Consider the following 7,796-nt stretch of genomic DNA (forward strand, 5'->3'; position numbering starts at 1 on the left):
AATCGTTACAGAAAAGTTACAAATACATTCCAAAAAAAAAGATTGGCAAAAGCCAATCTTTTTTTATTATTCGTTTCGGACTGATTTTGGCGTTACACCTAAATGATCATTTAATTTTTTTGAAATATCTTTTACATTTTTTTCATTTGGAATGTAATAATAAATACCACCGATACGTTTATCTGTACCTTCTATTTGCATTTTTTCCATTTCCAAATTAGATCCTGCCATATTTTTTGTAATGGCCAGCATATCGTCAAATGTTAAGTTCGTTTTCATATTTTTATCAACCGCATCCAGTAAAGAGCCCATTTTGCTAATTGATTGAACAGACATCGCTTTTTTAGCAATTGCTTCTATTACAAGTTGCTGTCTCTGTCCACGCATTGCGTCACTATCAATTTTACGCGTTCTTGCAAGTGCAAGAGCTTGTTCTCCATTTAAATGTTGGTAACCTTTTTCTAAATGGATCATACCAGCTTGGTCTTTACTATCTTGTTCAGTGAAAGTAACTGGTACATCAATATCAATACCACCAATTGAATCGACAATTTGTACGAATGATTCAAAGTTAAACTTCACATAATAATCAACAGGTACATTCAAAAATCTTTCCACCGTATCGCGTGTGCTTTCTACGCCACCAAATACGTGAGCATGAGTAATTTTATCTAATTTTTTTCTAGTTGGAATGTAAACACGTGAATCACGTGGAATACTTACTAGCTTAACAGACTTATCATCTTTATTAATTGTTGCTAATAAAAGTGCATCTGTTCGAACTGCTTCGCCATATTGGCTTTTTCTCATTTCACTTCCATCTACACCCATGATTAATATTGAAATATTATCCTTTAAAGGTTCGACTTCTTTATCACGCTTTGATGACTTATCAATTTTTGCATACGCATCATTTACAACAGCTTTTGCTTTATTATATATAAACGAACCATATCCTACTCCTCCAAAAATAAGTAGGAAAAATGGAATTAATATGAACCATTTTATTGACTTTCTTTTAGAACGCTTTTTATTACTTCTCGTATTTTGTTCTAATTCAGAGCTCATACCCATTCGCCTCTCTTTCTCTTTACCAAGTATAATGTAAGTCTATTTATCTTCATATTGAATTTCCTTTCACTAACCTTACAATTTTGTAAGGTTACTACTTAAACCCAATACGTATTCCATTTCACATTATACTCTCGTACTTATTTTTGGCAAGTCACTATTTACCAATTTCAAAAATTTAGCACTTCGCAACATGCGGATTTACAAATTTATTAACTCTTTCATTTTAAATTAGAATGTCTTTTTCCTAACAAACGATATGAATAAAGAATCCAGCTAATTATAAAATCTCTATGAATACAGTATATTTAACTTTATTATTTCTCAAACGGCGTATACACACTTTTCTTCCCCTGATTATCAATGTAAGCCGACTTTGCTTTTATTTTCGTTTTTTCTATTTCCATGTCTTCATTTGAGAAGTTCACAATGATTTTAATATCTTTTCCATAAGAAATAGATTGTACTAGCTTATCTTCTGACAAATACGCAAAATTCGTCATCTCTTCTTTTACTGCTTTTTCATGAACTTCATTCCAAACTTTTAGATGCTCTGTAATTTCTTTTTTATGCTTATCCCACTCTACTTCATCTAAATGGTACAACGGAGGAACATTATACAATAATTCAGACAGCATTCGATTTCCAACTTCATCTTTTACCTTTAAACTTCCCCATTCCCAATGATGCGTTGTAATAACGGAATCATTGTATACTAATTTATATAATGGTACCGAATATACTGGGTTTAAATATACTTGTTTATATTCTTCTTTCAATGGTACTTGTTTTGCATATTTTTCAGGCACATTTTGATTTGGTGACCAATATCCACCGACATAATACGGACTTGTTTTATTTTTCCGCATATCTTCATCGTCCCATTTAATAACAGGTGTTTCAATCCCGTGTGCAAATGCAATCGTACTACTAGCAAAATCATTTCCGCCTTCAGAACCAACGACCATATCCTTTTCTTGCGCAATGTAGTCCATTCGTTTTAAACGTGCTTTTAAATCTTGCTCTTGCGTCGTTATATGTTTCGCTGAATAGTCATCGTAAATTTCACCTGTCGCATCACAATCAATAAACCATGAATTATATTTAGGACCATTTTGTAATATATCATTCATGCGTTCCTTTACACTAGGCAGCGATAAAGTCGGGTTTAATTTGCGACCTCTACCTAAAAAGCCTTGCACCTTTTCTCCGTTTTTCTTCGTTACAGTAGCCTCTTCGTATAATGATGGGTCATTAAAGGATGCTGTGTTCCAATTTTTATCACTTTTTTCGTGAATGGAATGATACGAATCATACGGACCAACTAAATACCCCATTTCCTTAGCTTTTGTCACGAAATTAGGTTGCATAAATCCTTGTTCCCAGTTCGGCAGACCAATCCATGCTTTTTCTATTCCTGCCTCTTTCATTTCCTTTAGTATGTCCGTTCCATCTGCATTACCCCATTTACTTACCTCTTCAACCGCATCACCAAGTAGCGACTTTAATAAATGCTTATTTAAGCTATACAATTCTGTATTCGTTAAGTGACCTACACCTTTCTTTAATAGCACACTAGCTTCCTGATTAACGTTTTGAAAAATATCCTCTTTATAAAATTCCTTCATAGATAACACTTCGTTTATATAACGTAAAATAACATTTTTTTGATACTTATCAATAAAATCTTGTTTACTTACTTGATCTAATACATTCAGTTCCCCAGGCTCTGAACTATTCTTTTGAATAAGTTCTTTTATATGACTAAACAGCGGGCTATTTATTTGCTCTCTTAGTTTTGACCAATTTATATTACTTTCTGATAAACCATTTTGATTCCAAAAATAAAAATGCGCCGCTCCATATAACTTTTCGATTTCTTTATTTTTTCTAGCCTTTTCTTGTAATGTTTTAAATTCACCTTTTTGAACAATATCATCCTTATACAGTTTAGTAATGCTTACCGCATCATTATTTGTCACATATAATTGAAATCCATATGTTTTATTTTTATTTATGCTCGGAAATTCATGTGTAAAATCAAATCCTATTTTCGGATCCGAATGAAATTTCAATTCATTATTAAACATATTCTTTGCAATATATACAATTGAATATTTCGAACCATTTAATGCGAAAAACTTCATAGAAAATGATTCAGCAAATGAATATGCATCATCCTTTAAAAACTTCTTCCAATTCTCATCATTGCTCGGAATTTGCTTACCCTCCCATAACGGAAGTGTATAATTTTCAGCTTCTACTTTCGGCCATGTAAAGCTTTCTGCACCAGTCGATTCCACTTCAATGTTTAAGTGGTCTTTTTTCTTTTCTAATTTTATTTTTACTTTTTGATCTGGATATTCCCACGATGTACGATCCTTTTCTTTTTTTACATTCGATACCTTCATTTTCGGTAGGGGTTGTGATGCCTGTTCCTTTACCCCCTCATGTTCTACAGTTAATGTGAATGTTTCTGGATTTACATCATAAGTAAAATCTTTATACGTCGCTTTCTTTATTTTAGACTCTTGTACAGCATTACTACCTTTTACGTCACAACCGACTAAAGTCGAAAACGACATAGTTGTAAGAAGACATATCGCTATCATTTTTTTCATCCTCTGCACCTCCACCAATGAATATACAGGTGCTTTGTTACAGGAATGTGGCAAAAAATAATAGAGCTAGCATTTTGCTAGCTCTATTTGGAGTATTAAAAGTTGATATGAACAACTATAACCTGCTTAGAAGATATGTAATACAGTAACTGCGTTTTTTTCTCAATAATTATGAAACTAAGCAAATCAAAATTTTAACAAGCATTCTTCAACTGAAAAAATAAGTGTATACAATGTATCCTAAAAATAGTACTAAAATGATTATTCCTGTGCCTTTCCAATTCATACCGCCTGCTATATCAACTGGACTACCTGTTTCCGCTCTATTGAGTCCGTCACGTAAAGAACCCGTAGGATTACTTTTTAATTCACTTTGTCTCATACGCTCTCTTTTTTCTTCTGGTGACTCTTTATTCATGTAATCACCTCCAAAATGAATGCACTCTTTACTTACATTATTCAAAATCAACATTTGTTTTATATTTTCTTCCGAAAAAACCTAATTTAAAATAGGTTTGCAACGTAAAGAAAGCTAGCCATGCCAGCTTTCTTTACGATCCAATATGCTCTTCCTTATTTACAATAATACCTTTATGGTCGATTTCAAGCTCACATACTTTCATATCTGTAAATACTCTCGCTAACTGCCCAGCGATTTCTTGACGTTTCTCATATGGTGCTAATATAAAAATAGATGGTCCCGCACCGCTAAGTGCTGTGCCGTACGCACCAAATTCTTTTGCGCATTTACGAATAGATGGTAATAACGGTACGAGTTCTAAACGATATGGCTCGTGAAAATGGTCTCTCTCCATCATTTCACCTACAACTTCCCATCGCTTTTGACATAATGCAGCTACTAATACGTTACTTATCGCACTCGCTTTAACTGCCTCATGAAACGGAAACATCTTTGGTAATACAGATCGACTTTCATCTGTATTTAATTCTTCATTCGGAATGAGAGAAACTACACCTAATTCCTTGCTCTCAATTCTTACGACGGAAACATCCTTTCCATCAAGTGCTCCAATTACAGTTCCACCTAATATAGAAGCAGCAACATTATCAGGATGTCCTTCAAAATTTGTAGCAATTTGAACTTTTTGATCAGCAGTTAAGTTCAAATTGCCTAGTTGATTCGCAAGCTCTATCCCAGCTACAATCGCTGATGCACTACTTCCTAGCCCTCTCGTTAATGGGATATTACTAGTAACTTCTATTATATGGGGTGATATAGAAGGACATACTTTACATGCCGTGCTAACGATTAAATTTTTATCGTCTGCTGGAATTGATTCTTCAAAGGAATGGATTACTTGCCATTTATCAGCTTTTTCTTTAACCACCACATCTAAATACAATGACAAAGCTATTCCAACTGAATCAAATCCAGGACCAACATTCGCCGTACTAGCAGGGACACGAACGCTAAATGGTATCACGACATAATCACCCCTTTAATATGATCTTTAATTTGTTCTATATCATTTGACACATTTGCGATGTCTAGTTGATTTGAAGAAATAGCGATATCAGGATCCTTCAAACCATTTCCAGTTAATACTGCAACAACTGTTTCTCCCTTTTTGATTTTTCCAGATTCAACATGTTTAATTACGCCGGCTAATGAAGCATTTGATCCTGGTTCAGCGAAAACTCCTTCAGTTTTTGCTAATAACCTATACGCATGTAAAATTTCTTCATCTGATACCATATCTATTTCACCACGAGACTGCTCGGCAGCCTCTACTGCATACGACCAACTTGCTGGGTTACCGATGCGAATCGCTGTTGCAATTGTTTCAGGTTCTTCAATTACATGCCCTTTTACAATTGCAGCTGCTCCTTCCGCTTCAAAACCATGGATTCTTGGCTTCTTATAACCTTTTTCTTTCTCATATTCACAGAAACCTTTCCAATATGCTGTAATATTTCCTGCGTTCCCAACAGGGATAGCTAGAACATCTGGTGCATTTTGCAATTGGTCACAAATTTCAAATGCTGCCGTTTTTTGCCCTTCAATTCGATAAGGATTCACTGAATTTACTAACGTAATCGGCTCTTCTGCAGCAATATTTCTTACAGCCTTAAGTGCATCATCGAAATTCCCTTCTATTGAAATAATTTCAGCTCCATAAGCGACCGCTTGCGCTAATTTTCCATGTGCAATCTTTCCTTCTGGTATTACGATAATACATTTCATCCCAAGACGTGCCGCATATGCTGCAGCTGATGCTGATGTATTACCTGTTGATGCACAAATGATTGCTTCTGAACCTTCTTCTTTCGCCTTAGCAACTGCCATGACCATACCACGATCTTTAAAAGAACCTGTCGGATTCGCTCCTTCGTACTTACCGTATAGCTGAATCCCTAATTGTTTTGATATATTTAATAATGGAATAAGTGGCGTGTTTCCTTCCATTAAGCTGACATCAGGTGTATTTTCATTCACTGGTAAATAAGACGCATACTGTTTTAATAGTCCTTTATACATATTGTTTTTCCTCCTCAATAATGTAGTAACTATTTATTTCACTTGCGACAGCTTCTATCGCTTCTAAAACTCGTTCAAATTGATACTTGGAAGTTCGATGTGTCACAACAACGACTTCTGCCAGTTCACGGTTTAAAGGTAATTGAATAACCTCTTTTAAACTTACAGAATAATTAACGAAACATTCTGTTATTTTTTGTAACATCCCAGGCTCATCTCGTAATGAAATACGTAAGAAATATTTCGAAACTACTTCTTCATCACCTTGTAATTCATAAGGAACTGGTTCTTTTAACGCACTTTTATTTTTCGGAACTTGATTCATATTTTTAACGATTGAAATAATATCACTTACTACAGCAGAACCAGTCGGTAACTTCCCAGCTCCGGGTCCATAAAACATTACTTCTCCTACCGCTTGGCCATGGACATACACCGCATTAAATTCATTATTCACATTTGATAATGGATGCTGGCTCGGTAAAAGCGTCGGTTCTACACTTAAATGAATGGCTGGTCCTTGTTTTTCAGCCTTACCAATTAACTTCATAGTAAATCCTAACTTTTCAGCCATTTGTAAATCTTCTTTTTCGACCTTTCGAATCCCTCTTACTTGCACATCATCTAATGAAACATTCATCGAAAAACCTAAGTTTGCAAGAATTGCTACTTTTCTTGCCGCATCTAGTCCATCTACATCTGCTGTCGGATCCGATTCTGCAAAGCCTAATTTTTGTGCTTCCTGTAAAGCCTCTTCATAAGACCATCCATTTTGACTCATTTTTGTTAACATATAATTTGTTGTACCATTTACAATTCCCATTATTTTTTCAATTTGATCTGATGCTAGCCCATCAGTTAGTCCTCTTAACACTGGAATACCGCCCGCTACACTCGCTTCGTAACATAAATCACAATCATTATCGTTCGCCAGTTGAAGAAGCTCTGCACCATATACAGCCATTAAATCTTTATTTGCTGTTACGACATGCTTTTTATTTCGTAAAGCCTTAACAATATGCTGCTTTGCTTCTTCAATTCCACCCATTACCTCTACTACAATATCAATATTTGAATCATTTAGAACTTCATCTGCATGACTTGTTACTGCAATTCCATCAATACAAACATCGCGTTCTTTTTCCAAATCACGTACAACGACTGTTTTCACTTTCACTTCGTATCCTGTATCAAGTGCGATTTTTTTATAATGTTCTTTCAAAATATGAACAACACCACTTCCGACCGTACCTAAACCTAATACCCCAACATTTATAACGTTATTCATCTTCTAATCTCCTCCTAAAAGTTTAATTGTTACATCTATAAATCACCTTACTCTGCTTTTTTGTCATGCAGGTGGTGGTTATTTCCGTACTTATAAATCGTTTCATATTACCGCACCTCCTCGTATGATTAAGTTAGGTTTTTTAGGGACGGGATGTACCTATAAACCCAAGAGTATCTATTTTTATGAGATACTCTTGGGTTTATAGATAGAGTGTTGCCGACCACCTCCTTGAATCTTTGTATTCGGTTGAAAGAATGGTACCTCTGTCTAATAAGTAGTTTACGAATGAGTTGGATGTTGATGACCATTGGTC

The 7,796-nt window shown here is 34.8% G+C and carries 6 protein-coding genes; all 6 read right to left on the reverse strand.

Annotation, left to right across the window (positions count from 1 at the left end; all coding sequences use genetic code 11):
- Positions 1 to 66 precede the first annotated feature (66 nt).
- Positions 67 to 1,068 (reverse strand): LCP family protein, encoded by a 1,002-nt coding sequence (locus tag MR168_RS20995; RefSeq protein WP_001987131.1) that lies wholly within the window; start codon positions 1,066 to 1,068, stop codon positions 67 to 69.
- A 320-nt stretch (positions 1,069 to 1,388) separates the two neighbouring features.
- On the reverse strand, positions 1,389 to 3,692 hold the full coding sequence (locus MR168_RS21000) for a glycoside hydrolase (protein WP_086388633.1): 2,304 nt from the start codon (positions 3,690 to 3,692) through the stop codon (positions 1,389 to 1,391).
- A gap of 208 nt (positions 3,693 to 3,900) precedes the next feature.
- Positions 3,901 to 4,110 (reverse strand): DUF6366 family protein, encoded by a 210-nt coding sequence (locus MR168_RS21005; RefSeq protein ID WP_001031482.1) that lies wholly within the window; start codon positions 4,108 to 4,110, stop codon positions 3,901 to 3,903.
- Between the two features lie 133 nt (positions 4,111 to 4,243).
- A complete protein-coding gene (gene thrB / locus MR168_RS21010; RefSeq protein ID WP_000612098.1) occupies positions 4,244 to 5,137 on the reverse strand; it encodes a homoserine kinase in 894 nt (297 codons plus the stop codon).
- Positions 5,134 to 6,192: a threonine synthase gene (thrC, locus tag MR168_RS21015; protein WP_000276437.1), complete on the reverse strand. Its 1,059-nt coding sequence runs from the start codon at positions 6,190 to 6,192 to the stop codon at positions 5,134 to 5,136. Before thrC ends, thrB begins: the two co-directional genes overlap by 4 nt.
- Positions 6,185 to 7,480, reverse strand: a complete 1,296-nt coding sequence (locus tag MR168_RS21020) for a homoserine dehydrogenase (RefSeq protein WP_001066901.1) — start codon at positions 7,478 to 7,480, stop codon at positions 6,185 to 6,187. The genes thrC and MR168_RS21020 overlap by 8 nt, the downstream gene beginning before the upstream one ends.
- Positions 7,481 to 7,796: the final 316 nt, after the last annotated feature.

The sequence above is a fragment of the Bacillus cereus group sp. BfR-BA-01356 genome, assembly GCF_022663635.1.
Taxonomy (GTDB): Bacteria; Bacillota; Bacilli; order Bacillales; family Bacillaceae_G; genus Bacillus_A; species Bacillus_A cereus.

Excerpts from the sequence above, each read along its gene's own strand:
- MR168_RS21005 (WP_001031482.1), bottom strand. The coding sequence starts at position 4,110 with ATGAATAAAGAGTCACCAGAAGAAAAAAGAGAGCGTATGAGACAAAGT.
- MR168_RS21000 (WP_086388633.1), bottom strand. The coding sequence starts at position 3,692 with ATGAAAAAAATGATAGCGATATGTCTTCTTACAACTATGTCGTTTTCG.
- MR168_RS20995 (WP_001987131.1), bottom strand. The coding sequence starts at position 1,068 with ATGAGCTCTGAATTAGAACAAAATACGAGAAGTAATAAAAAGCGTTCT.
- thrC (WP_000276437.1), bottom strand. The coding sequence starts at position 6,192 with ATGTATAAAGGACTATTAAAACAGTATGCGTCTTATTTACCAGTGAAT.
- MR168_RS21020 (WP_001066901.1), bottom strand. The coding sequence starts at position 7,480 with ATGAATAACGTTATAAATGTTGGGGTATTAGGTTTAGGTACGGTCGGA.